This window comes from Thermoanaerobacterium calidifontis (assembly GCF_055381745.1).
In genome coordinates this window covers 1,794,501-1,812,370 of record NZ_AP042436.1, presented here as the reverse complement: position 1 = coordinate 1,812,370, position 17,870 = coordinate 1,794,501, and the positions used below count along the sequence as shown (strand labels likewise).

Genomic DNA, 17,870 nt, shown 5'->3' with positions numbered 1-17,870 from the left:
TATTCATATGAAAATGGTACGTGCTATAATAAGGCCAGAAAAAGAGAAGCAAGTTGTTGAGGCTCTTGACAAAAATGGATACAGTTCCATGACGAAAATGCACATATTTGGGCGTGGTAAACAAAAGGGAATACAAGTAGGTCCTATTGTATATGACGAATTACCAAAAATTTTGCTTATGATTGTAGCAAAAGATGAGGATATATCAAAGATAGTTAACCTGATAGAAAGCAATGCTCGAACAGGAAACATAGGTGATGGCAAGATATTTATAAGTGAAGTAGATGAAGCATACACAATTAGAACTGGCAATAAAGAATTATGAGGAGGATTACTTATGAAGGAGATTGTAGCAATCATCAGGAGACAGAAACTTCATGAAACAAAAACGGCTCTAGATGGACTTGGTTTTTCGCCTATGTCAATACTAAGTGTAAGTGGCAGAGGCAAGCAGAAAGGATTCATTGGCGAAATTGATCCAGTGATGGATGAGTTTATGTTGGATGAGGCAGACGTAGATGTAAGGTTCATTCCAAAAAGATTGATTTCGATTGTTGCAGATGATGTAGATGTTCCTAAAATTGTTGAAACCATAATAAAGACAAATAATACGGGCTATCCAGGGGATGGAAAAATTTTTGTTTTGCCTATTACTGATGCAATTCGCATAAGGACATCTGAAATTGGTTTAAGTGCAATAAAATAAAATTTGTAGGGAAGCCTCTTATAGGCTTCTCTATTTTAAAAAGGTGGTGGTATTATGGAACTGAGACTTGACATACCTGAAAGAGAGAAATTTATAAAGATGAAGGGAAAACATCATAAGAAGGAATTTATATGTAATACTGATAGCGTTGCAGGTAGTGTAAGTCAGAGAGCATGTGTATACAGTGGTGCAAGAGTCGTATTAAATCCTATAGAAGATGCTGTACATCTGGTCCATGGTCCTATCGGCTGTGCCAGTTATACGTGGGACATAAGGGGAAGTCTGTCAAGCGGCTCAGAGCTTTTCAGAAATAGCTTTTCATCTGATTTGAAAGAAAGCGATGTAATTTTTGGAGGAGAAGAAAAGCTATCTAAGTGCATAGATGAAATATACGAAAAATATAAGCCGAAACTTATTTTCGTATATTCAACATGTATTGCCGGCGTAATTGGCGATGATATAAAAGCTGTGTGTAAAGAATCATCAAAGAAGTACAATATTTATGTTGTGCCTGTAGAATCCAGCGGTTTCATCGGAAATAAAGCTGCAGGTTATAAAGCTGCCTGCAATTCACTTTTAGACCTAATTAAAGAATTTCCTGTATTAAAAAAAGAACCTTTAAGTATAAACTACATGGGTGATTTTAATCTTGCAGGTGAGGCATGGATAATAAAAGGATACCTTAATCAAATGGGTCTAAAAGTGAATACAATATTTACCGGTGATTCAAATTTTGAATCATTGAAAAAAGCAACAGCTTCCAGTTTAAATATCGTTCAATGCGCAGGCTCTATGACGTATCTTGCAAAAAAGTTTGAAGAAACTTTTGGCATACCCTATATGAAAGTATCATTTTTAGGTATTGAAGATACTTCAAATTCTCTCAGGAAAATTGCATCATTTTTTAATGACAAGGATGTTACGTTAAAAACAGAAAAACTAATAGAAGAGAAAACTAAAATGGTAAAGCCTGTAATCGAAAAATATAAAAGATATTTAAAGGGCAAGAAGGCTGCTATTTTTGTTGGGGGCGGATTCAAGGCAATATCCCTTATTAAGCAGTTTAGAGAGTTGGGGATAGATGTAGTCGTAATTGGTACACAAAATGGACAAAAGGACGAATATGAAAAGATTGAAGAAATAGCAGATTATGGCACTGTTATACTGGATGATGCAAACCCATCAGAACTTGAAAAATTTATGGTTGAAAAGGGTGCAGACATTCTAGCCGGCGGTGTTAAGGAGAGATTTCTATCATACAAGATGGGTATCGCATTTATCGACCACAATCACGACAGAAAACACCCCTTAAGCGGCTATGAAGGCGCAATCAATTTTGCTGAAGAAGTCTATACAACAGCATGCTCGCCGGTATGGAAATATGTGAAAGATGGGGTGAACAGATATGTATGAAACGTATAAAAGCGTAAATGAAAATCCATGCAATATGTGTATGCCTTTAGGCGGTATAATTGCATTTAGGGGAATCGAAAAATCTATGGTATTGCTGCACGGCTCTCAAGGCTGTGCAACATACATGAGGAGACACATCGCTGAGCACTATCATGAGCCAATTGATGTTGCATCATCATCGCTGAACGAGAAAGGAACGGTGTACGGTGGCGAGAAAAACCTTATTAAAGCTCTCGACAATGTGATTAAAGTGTATAACCCCAATTGCATAGGGATACTTACCACATGCCTTGCTGAAACGATAGGTGAAGATATAGACAGAATAAAGTCAGAGTATAAAGCATCCAGGAATATAAGGATACCAATAATAACATCACCAACCCCTGGATATGGTGGAACACACAGTGAAGGGTTTGTAAAAACATCATACAGGATAGTTGAGGAGCTTTCCACAGACAAAGAAAAACATGACAGGATAAACGTAATTGTACCAAATATAAGCACAGCGGATTTAAGAGAGATAAAGAGACTTCTCGAACTTATGAAAATACCGTACATTCTATTTCCTGATTATTCTGATACGTTGGATAGTCCTTTTAATTTCCCTTACAAAAAAATCCCTGATGGTGGCACAAAAATATCTGACATAATATCTATGGGAGGATCTATTGCAACAATTGAAATAGGTATAAATTATGAAGAAACACCGGGTAAATATCTTCAAGATAGATTTAATGTGCCGCTTTATAAAGTGCCGATACCAATAGGATTAAGAAACACAGATGCGTTTTTAAAATTGTTAAATGAAATTACAGGTAATCCAATACCAAAATCTATAGAAATGGAAAGAGGCAGACTTCTTGACGGAATGATAGATTCCCACAAATACAATTTTGAGGGAAGATGCACTATCTTTGGGGATCCTGAAATGGTGTATTCTGTATTTACTACATGTATGGAAAATGGGATACATCCTCTTTTAATTGCAACCGGAAGCAGGGCCCAAAGATTAAAAGAATTAATTGCCAGTGAAGATAATTCCCTAAATGATGACATTACAATTATTGATGAAACTGACTTTAGTCATATGTTGAAATTATCAGAAGAAAAGGAAGTAAATATCGCAATAGGTCCATCTGACGGAAAATATCTAACCGAAAAAGGTGGTATACCGCTTGTACGTATGGGATTCCCTATACTAGATAGAGTCGGAGGACAGAGAATATTATCTGTAGGCTACACTGGAACGTTAAATTTTCTTGATATGGTTACAAACACATTGTTGGAAAATAAATATAAGACGTATAGGAAGGATATGTATGAAAAATATTATAAGGCAATGTAAGGAGTAGTATTAACTCAATATCACTTAAAAAGATGCCAAAATCATTTAAATTTACATCATTTATAATTACTGTATTACGGAAGTGAGATTCAGTTTAAATAAGAGACTATTTTAAAATAAAAAAAGCGAATAAGTAGAATTCTATGATTCCACTAAGAAGGTGTTTTAATAAAGACTTTTTGCAGTGGAATCATAGGTATTTAATAAAATTTCCTCGATGTTATAAGAAAAGAGGTAATATCATTGTTAAATTTTGAGGTGGTTAGTTGTATAATTAAATGCAACAAGCAAAAATTTAATTAAGAAAAATTGAAACCATAGTTTCAAACCATGTATGATATTAAGTGAAAAATCAAATCAACATACAGGAGGTTTGAAACTATGGCTAAGAATAATAATACCACAAAAAAGAGAAGTTTTAAACACCTGTCACAATATGAAAGGGGAATGATTTATACATTAAGAGAACAAGGTAAATCAATGCGTCAAATAGCAAAGATACTGAGAAGGGCTCCAAAGTACTATTTCAAGAGAGATAAGAAGAGGAACTGTAACCCAAATGAGATCAGATTTAACTACATATGAGAAGTATTTTCCTGAAGTGGGATACGAGGTATATAAAAAGAATCGAAAACACTGCGGAGCAAAACTAAAAGTGGTAAAAGCAGAGAAGTTCTTGAAATTTGCAGAAGGGAAAATATTGAAAGAGAAATGGTCACCCGATGCAGTTGTAGGTTACTGCAGAAATAATGTCTACTGGAAAGAAGAAATGGTATGCACCAAAACCCTTTATAATTACATAGATAAAGGCTTGTTGAGAGTTCGCAATATTGATTTGTGCTTAAAAGTGCGCTTAAAACCAAAGAAAAAGATAATAAGAAAGAACAAGAAGATTATGGGAGAGAGCATATCGCAAAGACCTGAGGAGATAAACAAAAGAGAGAGTTTTGGGCATTGGGAAATAGATACTGTTATAGGCAAGAGATCAAATGATAAAGCATTATTAACACTGACAGAACGTTTAACGAGGTATGAATATATCTTTGTGATAGATGAAAAAGACAGTTTATCAATCAAGAAGGTATTTGATGAACTCAAAGCGCAATATAAGGAGAATTTTTCAAAGATATTTAAGAGTATAACGGCAGACAATGGCGCGGAATTTGCCGAATTGAGTGAGATATTAAAGGAATGTGAAAGCAAGGCATATTTTAGTCACCCATATTCTGCATTTGAGAGAGGGACAAACGAGCGTCATAATGGGTTAATAAGGAGGTTTATACCTAAAGGCAAAACGATAGCTGACTTGTCAGAGTGGGCTATAAGACGAGTTCAAAATTGGTGCAATCAACTTCCAAGGAGGATCTTAAGATACAAGACACCTGAAGAATGTTTTTTAGATGAGGTTAGCAAAGTTATCAATTATGCGCAATGATTACGATGAAATAGTTCAACCATGGCAAAATGCAAAATTAAGGCCTCTGTTTCCCCTATAGGGGAAACAGATATATCATACATGGTTAGAAAATTATGGTTTTATCAATTATTTAAAAAGTGTTGCATTTAATATTGCAATTTGCATTTTAAATTTACTGCAAAAATAGTATATTTATCTATTGACATAATCAATAATTAGATATACAATAATAACTAAGATAAATATTGTTACTTTAAAACGGCAGAGCAAAGACGCTCTAATTCATAGGGCTACCTATGTATTAGGGCGTCTTCTTTTATTATTATTTAAAGGAGGAATCTATATGAAAAAAAAGATATTTGTCCCAGCAATTTTTTTAATAACGGCAGTACCAAACATAGCTTTTGCTGCTACAGGAAAGATTGATACAGGAGATACGGCGTTTATATTATTTTCAGCAGCTTTAGTCATGATTATGACGCCGGGACTTGCACTTTTCTACGGTGGCATGGTTAATGGGAAAAACGTCATAAGCATAATGATGCAAAGTTTTACTATTATTGCACTTATTTCTGTACAATGGGTATTATTTGGATTTTCATTATCTTTTAGTGGTGATACATACCACTTGATAGGCAATTTACATTGGGCTGGACTTAATAACATCGGTCTTGGACCCGACAGTACTTATTCATCTACGATACCACTTCTAGCGTTTATGGTATATCAATTGATGTTTGCTATAATAACACCTGCTTTAATAACTGGTGCGTTTGCTGAAAGAATGAAATTTTCAGCATTTATAGTATTTACACTCCTTTGGACAACGTTAGTATATGATCCACTTGCACATTGGGTATGGGGAAATGGCGGATGGCTTAAAAACTTAGGTGCATTGGACTTTGCAGGCGGTACAGTTGTTCACATAAGTTCTGGCGTATCAGGTCTTGTAGCAGCTTTAATTCTTGGTAAGAGAAAGAATGCAAAGATGGTACCGCATCACATGCCGATGGTTTTGATGGGGGCAGCATTCTTGTGGTTTGGTTGGTTTGGATTTAATGCAGGAAGTGCTTTATCTGTAAATGGCATTGCAGTTAATGCATTTGTTGTGACAAATACGGCTGCCGCTGCTGCAGCAATAGGATGGGTATTAACTGAATGGAAAGTAAGCGGTAAGCCGACACTACTAGGTGCTGTAAGTGGCGCTGTAGCAGGACTTGTTGCAATTACACCAGCGTCAGGATATGTTACAGCCGTTTCAGCAATTGTAATAGGTGTTATATCAGGTATAATATGCTTTATATCTGTCAATTACATTAAGCATAAGTTTGGATATGATGATTCGCTTGACGCATTTGGAATACACGGTGTTGGAGGTACATGGGGTGCACTGGCGACAGGACTATTTGCAACTAAGGCTATAAATCCTGCAGGTGCAAATGGCTTATTTTACGGCAATCCAAATCAATTGTTGATTCAATTTTTAAGCGTTGCTGCAACGTATATCTTTGCAGGATTGATGTCATTCATCATACTTAAAGTAATAAGCATATTTATGGAGCTTAGAGTGACTAAAGAAGAAGAGGAATTAGGACTTGATATAGTAGAACATGGCGAAGAAGCGTATAATCTTGGGTTTAAAGCGATTGACTTTAACCAATAAGTCAAAAGCTTCAATATATTAATATAAATTTTGCCAGATAAATATAATCAATTTATTTGGTAAATTAAAAGCAAAGGTGCTTAATCTTTATCTTTTAAGGTATAAGCACCTTCATTTTTTAGAAGGAGGTGATAATATAAGTGAAAAAAATATCTATCATCATCTTATATACCATAAATACAATAATTTTAATTTTAAGTTTGGCGTTTATATTATACAGCAGTACTGTGCATAATACAATATTAATTTTTTCAAATCACGTACCAGCATTCATAATGGCATTACCTGTAATCTACCTTGTAATAATCTATTTTGGGAAAATTCATAGGCTTTCAAAAAATATAAAAGACAAAAAATTTTCAATCAGCAATTTTAAAAGAATATGAAAAATAAATAATAGAGGTTCTTTTTATGAAAAAGAAAGTGATAATAGGCATTGTATTGGCAATACTTTTGGCAACAGTAGTTGGCTTTGCATATGCTGCTGGTGGTGATCCAACAGGAGCAAATCTTGGCACTGCAAAAGACATTGCAAGTGCAGTAGCAGGTAAGCCGACATTAGATGAAGTAGCGACACAGGTTGCAAAGAATAAGCTTGGCATTAATTTTGTATGGGTAATGCTAACTGCATTTTTGATATTCTTCTTTCAGGCTGGGTTTGCACTTGTTGAAACTGGCTTTACACAGGCTAAAAATGCAATGCACACTATGGCGATGAACCTCATGGTATTTTTAGTAGGTACTGTTGGATTCTTCTTAACCGGTTTTGCATTTATGATGGGGGGTTCTGGCTCATTTTCAAGCCTTGGAGGTACAGCACCTTTAAGCCATGCACTAAGCATAGGAGGATGGAATTTACTGGGGCTTAATGGATTTTTCCTATCAAGCGGTGGAACGTATGATGTAGGTGTGTATGCGTTGTTCTTCTTTGAGATGGTATTTATGGATACGACGGTTACAATACCTACTGGTGCGATGGCAGAAAGAGTTAAATTTTTAGCGGTTGTCATTGGATCGTTTTTTGTTTCAATGGTTTATTATCCCATCTATGGTGGATGGGTCTGGGGAGGAGGATGGCTTTCACAGCTTGGAGCCAAACTCGGCCTGGGGAATGGTGTAATTGATTTTGCAGGATCTGGTGTCGTTCATGCAATGGGGGGCATGATGGCACTTGCAGGAGCGATGGTCATAGGACCGAGGATAGGGAAATTCAAGAAGGATGGTACACCTGTAGCAATACCAGGCCATGATATACCAATGGCCATTCTCGGTACGATCATACTTTTCTTTGGATGGTTTGCATTCAATGCAGGTTCAACACTTAATGGAACGGATCTAAGGTTGGCGGTTGTTGCAACAAATACCATGATCGCCGGGGCTGTAGGAGGACTTGTTGCAATGCTTTATATGTGGGTTAAATATGGAAAACCTGATCCGTCGATGATGTGTAATGGTGCTCTTGCCGGACTTGTGGCGATAACAGCTCCATGTGCATTTGTAAATGGAATATCAGCTTTTATAATCGGTGCTGTGGCTGGCATTTTGGTCTGCGTGTCTGTTGCTTTTGTTGAAAATAAACTTAAGATAGATGATCCGGTAGGAGCATTTTCTGTACACGGTGTGAATGGCTTGTGGGGTATTTTAAGCGTCGGCATATTTGCAGATGGCACATATGGTGCAGGACTCAACGGAGTACAAGGTGCTGTAACAGGAATACTTTATGGCAGTACAGGTCAACTTTGGGCACAGCTTATAGATATGGCGGTTATAGTCGTATATGGATTTGGATTAAGCTACTTGTTCTATAAAGCTCTTGATGCTATAATGGGTATAAGAGTCAAACCGGAAGATGAAATCGCAGGGCTTGATTTGCCGGAAATGGGCGTTTTAGCATATCCTGATTTCCAATTGACGCCTGTTGTGTACTCGGATGGTGTGATTGAAAAAAATATAAAAAGTCCACAAGTTTTAGATGATGTTGTACTAAGCAAGGGGGTAAAGTTATGAAGAAAGTTGAATGCATAATAAGACCGGATGTTTTGGAAGATGTAAAATCAGAGCTTAATAAGCTGAAAATACACGGGATGACGGTGTCACAGGTTTTTGGATGTGGACATCAGAAAGGTAAAAAAGAGATTTACAGAGGAGCGGAAATTGAAATAAGCCTCCTTCCTAAAGTTAAGGTAGAAATAGTGACAGATGATGGAAGCGTTGAAAGCATCGTAGATGCTGTTACGAAAGTAGCAAGAACAGGCAATGTAGGCGATGGAAAGATATTCATATACGACATACAAGACGCCATAAGGATAAGAACCGGTGAGCGCGGAGAAAAAGCAATATAAAGATTTAGTGAAATTACCAAGGCTTCTACACGAGAGAACGTGTAGAAGCCTTTTTAAAAATATAGATATTTAAGGATAGGTACAAATATGGGTTTTTGAAAATTAAGCGTCTATAAGTCCAATTGCACAAACAGAGTGAATTTTCATTGTTGTATAAATATAATATGTATGCTAATATAAAAGTAATTTACTTTTCATAAAAAATCTGTAAATTATGAATAAGCTTGTTACAAAATAAATTGGAGGTGTAGATTTTGATAGAAGTCTATGGTTTAACTAAAATGTTTAAAAACATTAAAGCAGTAGATAATTTAAGCTTTAAAGTCGAAGAAGGAGAAATATATGGGCTTTTGGGTGAAAATGGTGCAGGAAAAACCACTACTTTAAGGATGTTTGCTACAATGCTTAAGCCTACAAGTGGAACAGTCATTATAAATGGGAAAAACTTGATAAAGGAACCAGAAGATATAAGAAAAGAAGTAGGAATACTTTTTGGGGGAGAAAGCGGTTTATATGACAGGCTTACTGCAAGAGAAAATATACTTTATTTTGCAGAGCTTCACGATATGGATAAAAAAGAGATAAATAGAAAAATTGATATGTTAATACGTAAATTTGACATGACAGGATTTATTGATAAAGCAGCAAGCAAACTTTCAAAAGGAATGAAACAGAAGGTGGCGATTGTAAGGTCAATAGTACATGATCCTAAGGTGATGCTTTTTGATGAGCCAACATCAGGATTGGATGTAGGTTCGGTACGAGAAGTACACGATTTTATAAGGCTTTGTAAAGAAGAAGGAAAGACAATTATTTTTTCAAGCCACAGTATGTCAGAGGTAGAAAAGCTTTGTGACAAGATAGGTATAATACACAAAGGGAAACTTATAGAGGAAGGGACTATTGGAGATTTAAAGGAGAAGTACAAAACAGACAATCTTGAAGAATTATTTATGGAATTGGTAGGTGATAAAGTTGAAGTTTAAACATATTTTTATAGTTTTAAAAAAAGAGCTAAAAGATATTTTTAGAGATAAAAAGACATGGATAGTAACAATTCTTCTTCCTGCCTTGTTTATTCCTATAATGATGTACATAGTTATAGGTGGAGCAGAAAGCATATCTCAGCAAAAAGTAAGCGATACAAAAATAGCTGTTATAGATGAAGGTGATAATCAAAGATTCGTAAATTATTTAAAATCTACAGGAATAAATGTAATAACAGATCTACAAAATCCTAAAGAAAGTCTTGAGAAAGGTGATATACGAACGATTGTCATTATACCTTCTGATTTTGATAAAAATATAGGAGAGGGCAAGAACACCAATTTAATAATACAGGTCGACAAGTCGAATGTTAAATCTGCCAATGCAGAAAGCATGATTGAAGGATTTATAAGGGAATATTCAAACATCATCGTAAAACAAAGACTTATAGCAAATGGAATAGACCCTAAGATAATTGAGCCAATTGTGGTAAAGACAGAAAACGTAGCTTCACAGAGCAAAATGGCAGGGTCTTTTTTATCATTCATTGTGCCAATGCTTTTGACTTTATGGACAGCGACAGGGGGGATAGGAGCTGCCGTTGATTTGGCTGCTGGCGAGAAAGAAAGAGGGACTCTGGAACCTTTGCTTACGACTTCTGCGTCAAGACTTTCTATAATGGCAGGCAAATACTTAGCTGTAACAGCCATGGCGCTTCTCAGTGCTGTTGCTTCACTTTCAGGGTTATTTGTATCTTTTGTTTTTAATAAAGATATGGTATCTTTAAATGCCGATTTTAAAATGGGCACGACAGCAATAATTGTCATGTTCGTGGCTGCCTTTTTTACAGCATCAATATTTGCAGCTTTAGAACTTGCTTTAAGTGCATATGCAAAATCTTTTAAAGAAGGCCAGTCATATATTTCACCATTAGTGTTTATTGCGATAATTCCTGCATATATGGTTATGTATAAAATGCCTAATGAAATTTCCGCGTTTTACTTTGCACTACCTGTATTTGGGACTATTTCAATTTTTAAAGATTTGCTTTATGGCATTGTTAATATGGCACACATAGGAATATTCATAGTTTCATCATTAGTATATATAAGTATTAGTGTATACTTAGCTGCTGTGATGTTTAAGCAGGAATGGGCCCTTTTTAGAGCGTAATAAGCAAATCTATATCATTTTATACAGGCAAAAACATTTTACAAAGGCTTCTACACGAAAGAGAAATTGTAGAAGCCTTTTAAATATTAACAAAAATTTGATATCTTTTATAAAAATTTTAAAAGTTTAATTAACTGCATGACTACAAATGCTTTGGTAAGGTAAGTATCACCAAGAATTTTCACATTTTTACCCTTTCTACATATACTACAAACAGATGAAATTCAATATCAATCAATATAGCTACCCTTATTATTATTTCGAAAGGGGCTGATACGATGTGCGGAATAGCAGGATGGGTAAGCTTTGATGAAGAAGTGATAAATAGGAAAAACATAGTAGTTGCAATGGGAGAAAGACTTAGGAATAGAGGCCCTGATAGCTGGGGTACATGGTTTTCGACTCATTGTGGTTTTGCACAGACAAGGCTTATAGTCATTGACCCTGAGGGTGGAGAGCAGCCGATGATTAAGGAGTTTGGCGAGAGAAAGTACGTGATAATATACAATGGAGAGCTGTACAATACGGAGGAAATAAGGGATGAGCTTAGGTCGTTAGGTTACAAATTCAATGGTCATTCAGATACAGAGGTCTTGTTGACTTCATATATCGAATGGGGCAGCGATTGTGTCCACAAGTTAAATGGCATATACGCATTTGCGGTATGGGATGGTTACGAGAATAAACTTTTTCTTTCAAGGGATAGGATAGGTGTCAAACCTCTTTTTTATACTTATAAGAATGGTTCTCTCATTTTTGGCTCGGAAATTAAAGCGATTTTAGCACATCCATACGTTCAGGCTGAAGTGGATGAAGAAGGACTTGCAGAGATTTTTGTCATGGGTCCTACCAGGACGCCGGGGATTGGAATTTTTCGTGATATATATGAGTTAAAGCCGGGCCATTCTCTTACGTTTAGCAAAGACGGAATAAAAATTGAAAGATACTGGTCATTGGTAAGTAAAGACCATGAAGATGACATTAAAACTACGATGGAAAAGATTCGGTATCTTTTGGACGATGCCTCAAAGCGTCAGCTTGTTTCGGATGTACCGCTGTGCTCGCTGCTTTCTGGTGGATTAGACTCTACTGCGGTTTCTGCTTTTGCCAATGAAAAGTTAAAAAAATTAGGCAGCAAGCTTATAACATATTCAGTAGATTACATCGGAAACGATAAATACTTTAAACCAAATCAATTTCAGCCAAACAGCGATTCAGATTTAGTTGAAGCTGTTTCAAAAGAAATAGATACGGCTCATAATTATGTCTATGTAGATAATGAAGAACTGGCAGATGCTCTGTTGCCTGCTCTTTATGCCCGCGATTTGCCGGGAATGGCTGATGTTGATTCTTCTTTGTACTTATTTTTGAGAGAAGTCAAAAAGGATGTAAAAGTTGCGCTGTCAGGTGAAGGTGCTGATGAGGTGTTTGGAGGCTATCCATGGTTTAGAAATAAAGCTGCCATCGAGTCAGGCACTTTTCCATGGATAAGAATGGTTGAAAAAAGAATGAATCTTTTATCTAAAGATGTTGTAAAAAAGATCCGTCCAACAGAGTACTTAAACGATCGGTACAATGAAGCATTAAAGGAAGTACCTAAACTTTCAGGAGAAGATAAAGCATCTTCCCGTATGAGGGAGATATTTTATCTAAACCAGACGAGATTTCTTTCCATGCTTCTTGATAGGATGGATAGGATGAGCATGGCATCGGGTCTTGAAGTTAGGGTGCCGTTTTTGGATCACAGGATAGTGGAATATGTCTGGAATATTCCGTGGGATATGAAGAATCTTCACAATAGAGAGAAAGGCCTTTTGAGAGAAGCATTAAAAGGGTATATACCTGATATAGTAGTAGAAAGGAAAAAAAGTCCGTATCCTAAGACACATAACCCGATTTTTAAAGAGAAGGTAAAAACTTGGCTTCAGAGGATTATTGACGATCCGTCTTCACCGATTTTACAATTAGTCGACAAAAATGAAGTGAAAAATCTCATAGATACGGATGCAAAAGATTACGATCCGGCATGGTTTTCTCAACTTATGGGCGGTCCTCAGCTATATGCATACCTTATACAAATAAATGAATGGCTTTTAAAGTACAAGATAAAAATTTTATAGATGGTCTATAAAAATATCTTGACAAACAAGACGAAAGACAAGTATAATGTATACAGACGACCCTACTACAGTAGGGGGGTATAATAAAATATTAATAGACCAAAAGGAGGAAATGATATGAGGTATGCATATGTAGATCAAGATATATGTGATAGATCACCGTTTTGTCCAGCAAGTCACAGTTGCAAGTTTGGCGCATTTAAGTTATCAAGAAAGGGCTTGTTTCAAGTTGAGATAAATGTGGATAAAGAAAAATGTACTGGATGCGGCGTTTGTACCAGGTATTGTCCACACGGCGCCATAAAATTAGTAAATGCGTAGTGTATTAGAAAGGGTATGTACGAAAGGTATATACCTATATTTTTTTGTCTATTTTCTTTTCATTAATAGTAAATATATGGTATAATTGTAATAGATAATTTATGGGAGGGTGTGAAATGTCAGACTTTAGCAAAGATTTTTTGTTTGGCGTGGCTACGGCTTCGTATCAAGTTGAAGGTGCTTACAACGAGGATGGCAGGACTATGTCTATCTGGGACACATTTTCCAGACAAGATGGAAAGGTATACAAAGGCCATAATGGCGATGTGGCTTGCGATCACTACCATCTATACAAGGACGATGTAAAGATGATGAAAGACTTAGGCATTGAAGCGTACAGATTTTCTATTGCTTGGCCAAGGATTTTTCCTGCGAAAGGGCAGTACAATCCTAAAGGGATGGATTTTTATAAAAGGTTGACTGATGAGCTTTTAAAAAATGACATTAAACCTTTTGCTACAATATATCATTGGGATCTGCCTCAATGGGCTGATGATTTAGGTGGATGGCTTAATAGAGATGTTGTTGAGTGGTATGGTGAATATGCCGCAAAACTTTTTTCTGAACTGGGCGGATACATAAAAAACTGGATCACATTAAATGAGCCATGGTGTTCTTCATTTTTGTCGTATTTCATCGGCGAACATGCGCCAGGGCATAAAGATCTAGGTGAAGCTTTGTTAGTTTCGCACCATCTTTTGTTGTCACATGGCAAAGCTGTGGAAATATTTAGAGATCTAAATTTAGATGACTCTAAAATAGGCATTACTCTAAACTTAAACGAAGTATTTCCTGCCTCAGATAGCGACGATGACAAAATTGCGGCTCAAATAGCCGATGGTTTCCAAAACAGATGGTTCTTAGATCCTCTATTTAAAGCCAAATACCCGGAAGATATGGTAGAGTATTTTGGTAAATTTGCAAAAGTCGATTTTATAAATGATGAAGATTTGAAGGTGATTTCTCAAAAATTAGATTTTCTGGGAGTTAATTATTACACAAGAGCAGTTGTCCAGAAAGGAAATGACGGTATTTTGGATGTTGTGCAGATAGATCCTGGAAATGAAAAGACGGAGATGGGATGGGAGATTTACCCTGAATCGCTTTACAATATTTTGATGAGGCTTAAAAGAGAATACACTTATGATATGCCATTGTACATTACTGAAAATGGTGCGGCGTTTAATGATGTCGTTGAGGATGACGATCGTGTACACGATGAAAAGCGGGTAGAGTTTTTAAGACAGCATTTTAAAGAGGCTAAACGCTTTTTAGATGATGGTGGAAATTTAAAAGGGTACTTTGTGTGGTCGCTTATGGATAATTTTGAGTGGGCTCATGGCTATTCAAAGAGATTTGGCATCGTATATGTGGACTATGAGACGGAAAGAAGGATTTTGAAGGACAGTGCCCTATGGTATAAAGATTTGATTTCTACAAGAACCATCTAAATATAAAAATCGTGTTGAGAATAGTAGAAAATGGCAGAGCATCAAATCTGCCATTTTTCTTATATTTTATTGACTATTGCCTTCTTCAATATTATAATTTATTAGTGATGTAATATATTGGTTATTATTTTTTATTTGCATTTGGAGCGAATCATTCTTACAAGTCGTAAATATAATTTATTATGGGTGAAAAAGATTTTGGGGGAAGTAATGTGAATGAAAAAAGTATATTGATCGTTGATGATGATAAGCTAAGCAGGACTATTTTAAAAAACATTTTAGGCGGCGCCGGGTATAAAATTTACGAGTCACAAGATGGCGATGAGGCTTTAAAGTTGTATAGACGCATTTTGCCGGATATGGTCATACTTGATGTAGTCATGCCTGGTCTTAGTGGATTTGACTTACTTAGAATATTGAGGGATGAGGAAGAAAATCAATTGGTGCCTGTCATACTTTTGACATCCAGTGACAATTATGAAGAGAAACTGCACGGGTTGGAGTTAGGCGCTGATGCGTACATAACGAAGCCATTCAATGAAAAAGAACTTCTTGCACAAGTGAAAAATCTGTTTCAGAGGATCGAGCACAACAGGATGGCCAATCCACTTACAGGACTTAGAGGCAATATTGACATAAAGTATGAGATAAGAAGGCGCATAAAAAATGGGCTCTTGTACGCCGTTTTGTACATAGACTTGGATAATTTTAAGTCCTTCAATGATTACTACGGATTTTCACGTGGCGATAAAATAATAAGGCAGACAGCCAGGATCTTGAAAGATGCCCTTTTTAAATGTGGAAATCCCAACGATTTTTTAGGGCATATAGGCGGAGATGACTTTATAATAATAACTACTCCAGATAAAATCGATGATATATGCAATTATATAATAAATACCTTTGATGAGGATATAAAGAGGTATTACGATGATGAGGATTTGGCCAATGGCTATATAGAAGTCATCAATAGGCGAGGAGAAATACAGAGGTTTCCATTCGTTTCAATATCTATAGCTGTTGTGACGAACGAAAACAGAAATTTTGATAATGAGCTGCAGATAAGTGCAGTAGCTGCAGAGATTAAGAGGAAGCTTAAGTCTATAGAAGGAAGCAAATACTTAAAAGATAGAAGGAAATGTTAGGCATACAGTAGGTATGCTGATTTTTTTTAGGAGGTTTTATTTTTGAAAAATCCTTATGTACCTGACAAAAAAGTACGGTGTGTCGTCGTCGATGGAAGGCATCTTGATGTAGTCAATTCATTGAAAAAGATGGAAATAGAAGTCGTAATGACAAAAAGACATGCTTCTCTCTACGAAGCCATATCGTATCATCCGGATATAATCGCCCACAATGTAGGTGACAGACAAATTGTTTTAGCGCCAGATGTTGATGAAAATTTTGTTGAAGAAATCAAAAAGTTAAACTTGGAAGTAATATTTGGGAAGACTGTACTAAGTAGAAACTATCCTGGCAATATAGCATATAATGTAGCAAGATTAGGCGATTATGCTTTTCATAATTTGAAGTATACTGATCCAGTATTAAGGGAAGTATTAGAGAAAAAAGGAGTGAAATTTATACACGTTAAGCAAGGATACACCAAGTGCAACATGGCAATCGTGGACAATATAAGTTTCATAACATCGGACGCAGGTATTTATAAGACAGCTTTAAAAGAAGGGTTTGACTGCCTTTTGATTGAACAAGGTGGTATAAAGCTTAATGGGTTTGATTACGGATTTATAGGAGGAGCGTCTGGACTTATAGATAAAGATGTTTTTTGCGTTGCTGGAGATTTAAGATATCACAACGAATACAAGAAAATAATTGATTTTTTGAAATATAAAAACAAAGAAATAATTTTTTTGTCATCTGGTGAAGTAAAAGACATAGGTTCCATTATTCCACTCTACTGATGATGCAAAGAAAAGACTTAAAAGCACATACTACTAACGAAGGGAGTGAGAAAAATGCAGCTTTTGTCTATCGGTATCCCAAATGCTTTATTAAGTGGCAGTGTTTTTAACAATGAGTTAGAATATATGAAGAATGAAGGGCTAGATTTTACTGTAAATTTAGATAATCGTGGGAACATTACTTTTTTTAATATAGACGTAGAGGATAGAGTTTCGAGTAAAAATATAGCTAAAATAAAAGAGCATGTATCTGATGTGATTTCTGATGTAATAGTCAATCAGATCGACAAGAAGTTGATAAAAAGGATTATAGATAAATACTATTACTATTTTGATTCTGATGAGAAGCAAAAGATCGAAAACATAGCGAGAGGTATTTTAGATAACGATGTAAATAGAGAGACATTCAAATTAGTTAAGAAAGAAAGAATCTTTGAGGAAATAGAGGATTTCTTAAAGGACAATGAGACTATTGACATAGAAGGGTTTGTCAATTTCAGGTTAAGGGATTTTATTGGCGAGTTAAGCGAGGTAGTGGATAGAGCGGTTGACGAATACATGATGCAAAAGGAATACGATGAATTTATCGGGCTATTAAAGTATTTTGTAGAACTTCAGGACTCCAAAATAGATGTTCTTAACATCCTCGTTGATAAAAGTGGTAAATTTTCATTTTACGACAAAGAAAAGAAGCCTATAACAGGGCAGTTTTTAAGCGATATAACAATTGAATTTACAGGAGGAGAATTGACAGATGATGATATGCTTATAAGCACACTTATTGCAATGGCTCCTTCTAAGATATATATACATTCATTGGAAAATATAAAAAGTAAAGATGTCTTTGATACTGTTGAAAAAATATTTTCAAACAAAGTATTTATATGCAATGGTTGCAGCTTATGTGCGATAAATGAAGCAAGGAAATAAGACCCAGCTTAAACTGGGTTTTATTATTTGAAGAAATCTGTTATTATATTCATAGGTTATTTTGTTGAGGTGATCTAATG

16 protein-coding genes and 1 pseudogene are annotated in these 17,870 nt (G+C 35.7%); all 17 read left to right on the top strand.

The annotated features are described in order from the left end of the window. The first annotated feature begins 7 nt into the window (after window positions 1-7). The 17 genes and pseudogenes from ACZ42G_RS09490 (at window position 8) to ytxC (ending at window position 17,790) form a co-directional block, all read left to right on the top strand. On the top strand, window positions 8-325 hold the full coding sequence (locus ACZ42G_RS09490; protein ID WP_094045828.1) for a P-II family nitrogen regulator: 318 nt from the start codon (window positions 8-10) through the stop codon (window positions 323-325). 12 nt (window positions 326-337) lie between these two features. After that, window positions 338-706, top strand: coding sequence for a P-II family nitrogen regulator (locus ACZ42G_RS09485; protein ID WP_464850208.1), 369 nt, complete (start codon window positions 338-340; stop codon window positions 704-706). Between the two features lie 54 nt (window positions 707-760). After that, the gene (nifE, locus tag ACZ42G_RS09480; protein ID WP_274892987.1) at window positions 761-2,119 is read left to right on the top strand and encodes a nitrogenase iron-molybdenum cofactor biosynthesis protein NifE; all 1,359 of its coding nucleotides are present in this window, start codon (window positions 761-763) and stop codon (window positions 2,117-2,119) included. Continuing rightward, on the top strand, window positions 2,112-3,464 hold the full coding sequence (locus ACZ42G_RS09475) for a nitrogenase component 1 (protein WP_464850206.1): 1,353 nt from the start codon (window positions 2,112-2,114) through the stop codon (window positions 3,462-3,464). Before nifE ends, ACZ42G_RS09475 begins: the two co-directional genes overlap by 8 nt. A 381-nt stretch (window positions 3,465-3,845) precedes the next feature. After that, a pseudogene (locus tag ACZ42G_RS09470) lies at window positions 3,846-4,899 on the top strand (IS30 family transposase). Between the two features lie 325 nt (window positions 4,900-5,224). After that, window positions 5,225-6,544, top strand: a complete 1,320-nt coding sequence (locus tag ACZ42G_RS09465) for an ammonium transporter (protein WP_464850204.1) — start codon at window positions 5,225-5,227, stop codon at window positions 6,542-6,544. A 140-nt stretch (window positions 6,545-6,684) separates the two neighbouring features. Next, window positions 6,685-6,930 carry a hypothetical protein gene (locus ACZ42G_RS09460; protein WP_013298280.1) on the top strand — a complete coding sequence of 82 codons (246 nt, stop codon included), beginning with the start codon at window positions 6,685-6,687 and terminating at the stop codon, window positions 6,928-6,930. Window positions 6,931-6,955: 25 nt separating this feature from the next. Then, a complete protein-coding gene (locus ACZ42G_RS09455; RefSeq protein ID WP_464850202.1) occupies window positions 6,956-8,551 on the top strand; it encodes an ammonium transporter in 1,596 nt (531 codons plus the stop codon). Beyond that, the gene (locus tag ACZ42G_RS09450; RefSeq protein WP_085113287.1) at window positions 8,548-8,886 is read left to right on the top strand and encodes a P-II family nitrogen regulator; all 339 of its coding nucleotides are present in this window, start codon (window positions 8,548-8,550) and stop codon (window positions 8,884-8,886) included. Before ACZ42G_RS09455 ends, ACZ42G_RS09450 begins: the two co-directional genes overlap by 4 nt. Window positions 8,887-9,140: 254 nt before the next feature. Then, window positions 9,141-9,872 carry an ABC transporter ATP-binding protein gene (locus tag ACZ42G_RS09445; RefSeq protein ID WP_464850199.1) on the top strand — a complete coding sequence of 244 codons (732 nt, stop codon included), beginning with the start codon at window positions 9,141-9,143 and terminating at the stop codon, window positions 9,870-9,872. Further along, window positions 9,853-11,046: an ABC transporter permease gene (locus ACZ42G_RS09440; protein WP_464850197.1), complete on the top strand. Its 1,194-nt coding sequence runs from the start codon at window positions 9,853-9,855 to the stop codon at window positions 11,044-11,046. The genes ACZ42G_RS09445 and ACZ42G_RS09440 overlap by 20 nt, the downstream gene beginning before the upstream one ends. A gap of 278 nt (window positions 11,047-11,324) precedes the next feature. Then, the gene (asnB, locus tag ACZ42G_RS09435; RefSeq protein ID WP_274892972.1) at window positions 11,325-13,166 is read left to right on the top strand and encodes an asparagine synthase (glutamine-hydrolyzing); all 1,842 of its coding nucleotides are present in this window, start codon (window positions 11,325-11,327) and stop codon (window positions 13,164-13,166) included. Between the two features lie 117 nt (window positions 13,167-13,283). After that, on the top strand, window positions 13,284-13,487 hold the full coding sequence (locus ACZ42G_RS09430; RefSeq protein ID WP_085112208.1) for a 4Fe-4S binding protein: 204 nt from the start codon (window positions 13,284-13,286) through the stop codon (window positions 13,485-13,487). 116 nt (window positions 13,488-13,603) lie between these two features. Further along, window positions 13,604-14,938: a GH1 family beta-glucosidase gene (locus tag ACZ42G_RS09425; protein ID WP_464850195.1), complete on the top strand. Its 1,335-nt coding sequence runs from the start codon at window positions 13,604-13,606 to the stop codon at window positions 14,936-14,938. Between the two features lie 182 nt (window positions 14,939-15,120). Beyond that, window positions 15,121-16,083, top strand: a complete 963-nt coding sequence (locus ACZ42G_RS09420; protein WP_085112206.1) for a GGDEF domain-containing response regulator — start codon at window positions 15,121-15,123, stop codon at window positions 16,081-16,083. A 42-nt stretch (window positions 16,084-16,125) separates the two neighbouring features. After that, a complete protein-coding gene (locus ACZ42G_RS09415) occupies window positions 16,126-16,860 on the top strand; it encodes a DUF6873 family GME fold protein (RefSeq protein WP_464850192.1) in 735 nt (244 codons plus the stop codon). A 54-nt stretch (window positions 16,861-16,914) separates the two neighbouring features. Beyond that, a complete protein-coding gene (gene ytxC, locus ACZ42G_RS09410) occupies window positions 16,915-17,790 on the top strand; it encodes a putative sporulation protein YtxC (protein WP_464850191.1) in 876 nt (291 codons plus the stop codon). Window positions 17,791-17,870: the final 80 nt, after the last annotated feature.

Bases quoted from the DNA above. Each gene is read 5' to 3' on its own strand.
- ACZ42G_RS09490 (WP_094045828.1), top strand. From the start codon at position 8: ATGAAAATGGTACGTGCTATAATAAGGCCAGAAAAAGAGAAGCAAGTT.
- ACZ42G_RS09485 (WP_464850208.1), top strand. From the start codon at position 338: ATGAAGGAGATTGTAGCAATCATCAGGAGACAGAAACTTCATGAAACA.
- nifE (WP_274892987.1), top strand. From the start codon at position 761: ATGGAACTGAGACTTGACATACCTGAAAGAGAGAAATTTATAAAGATG.
- ACZ42G_RS09475 (WP_464850206.1), top strand. From the start codon at position 2,112: ATGTATGAAACGTATAAAAGCGTAAATGAAAATCCATGCAATATGTGT.
- ACZ42G_RS09465 (WP_464850204.1), top strand. From the start codon at position 5,225: ATGAAAAAAAAGATATTTGTCCCAGCAATTTTTTTAATAACGGCAGTA.
- ACZ42G_RS09455 (WP_464850202.1), top strand. From the start codon at position 6,956: ATGAAAAAGAAAGTGATAATAGGCATTGTATTGGCAATACTTTTGGCA.
- ACZ42G_RS09450 (WP_085113287.1), top strand. From the start codon at position 8,548: ATGAAGAAAGTTGAATGCATAATAAGACCGGATGTTTTGGAAGATGTA.
- asnB (WP_274892972.1), top strand. From the start codon at position 11,325: ATGTGCGGAATAGCAGGATGGGTAAGCTTTGATGAAGAAGTGATAAAT.
- ACZ42G_RS09430 (WP_085112208.1), top strand. From the start codon at position 13,284: ATGAGGTATGCATATGTAGATCAAGATATATGTGATAGATCACCGTTT.
- ACZ42G_RS09425 (WP_464850195.1), top strand. From the start codon at position 13,604: ATGTCAGACTTTAGCAAAGATTTTTTGTTTGGCGTGGCTACGGCTTCG.
- ACZ42G_RS09420 (WP_085112206.1), top strand. From the start codon at position 15,121: ATGGGTGAAAAAGATTTTGGGGGAAGTAATGTGAATGAAAAAAGTATA.
- ytxC (WP_464850191.1), top strand. From the start codon at position 16,915: ATGCAGCTTTTGTCTATCGGTATCCCAAATGCTTTATTAAGTGGCAGT.